We start from the raw sequence: 990 nt of genomic DNA on the forward strand, positions 1-990 counted from the left end.
CATTGATTGTGGTGTTGGTGTGCGAGCAGTGACGGGCGAAAAAACCGGTTTCGCTTACTCAGATCAAATCAATCCGGAAGGTTTGAAGCAAAGTGCAATTGCGGCGCGAGGCATTGCGCAGCAGGGCCAAAATGGCAAAGTTCAAGCATTCAAACGTTCGGAAAATCAAGCTTACTTTCTTGCGGTTAACCCGCTAGTAAGCTGGGAAAAACAACCAAGCCCCGAGTTACTGATGTCTTTGGATGCGTACATTCGCACTAAAGAGCCTCTGATCAAAGAAGTTTCTATCAGCATCAGTGGCGTGCACGAGCAAATGCTAGTTGCCGCTACAGATGGCACTTTCGCTGGTGATACTCGTCCTCTTGTTCGACTATCCATCAGTGTACTTGCACAGAAAGGTGACCGTCGCGAGCGTGGCAGTGCTGGTGGTGGTGGTCGTTTTGGCTACGATTTCTTCTTGTCTGAAACAGATGGCGTGAAGCAAGCCTTCCACTTCGCGGACGAAGCCATTCGTATGGCGTTAGTTAACCTAGAAGCAGAAGCTGCACCTGCAGGTATGATGCCAGTGGTTCTTGGTTCTGGTTGGCCGGGCGTACTGCTGCATGAAGCGGTAGGTCACGGTTTAGAAGGGGATTTCAACCGCAAAGAGTCGTCGGTATTCTCTGGCAAAATGGGTCAGCAAGTGACGTCATCGCTATGTACGATTGTGGATGATGGTACGCTGAAAGATCTGCGTGGTTCACTCAATGTGGACGACGAAGGTGTGAATGGTCAGTACAACACGCTGATCGAAAATGGCGTATTGAAAGGCTACATGCAAGACAAGCTGAACGCGCGCCTAATGGGGGTAAACCCAACGGGTAACGGTCGCCGCGAATCTTACGCGCACTTACCGATGCCACGCATGACCAATACCTACATGCTGCCAGGTGAACACACACCAGAAGAAATCATCTCGACCGTGAAGAAAGGCATCTACGCGCCTAACTT

At 50.5% G+C, this 990-nt stretch carries 1 protein-coding gene; it reads left to right on the top strand.

What is annotated here, in order from left to right:
* The coding region (tldD, locus tag R7190_RS25970) for a metalloprotease TldD (RefSeq protein WP_318137695.1) at positions 1 to 990 on the top strand (990 nt) is incomplete at both ends.

Source organism: Vibrio sp. 1078-1 (assembly GCF_033340475.1).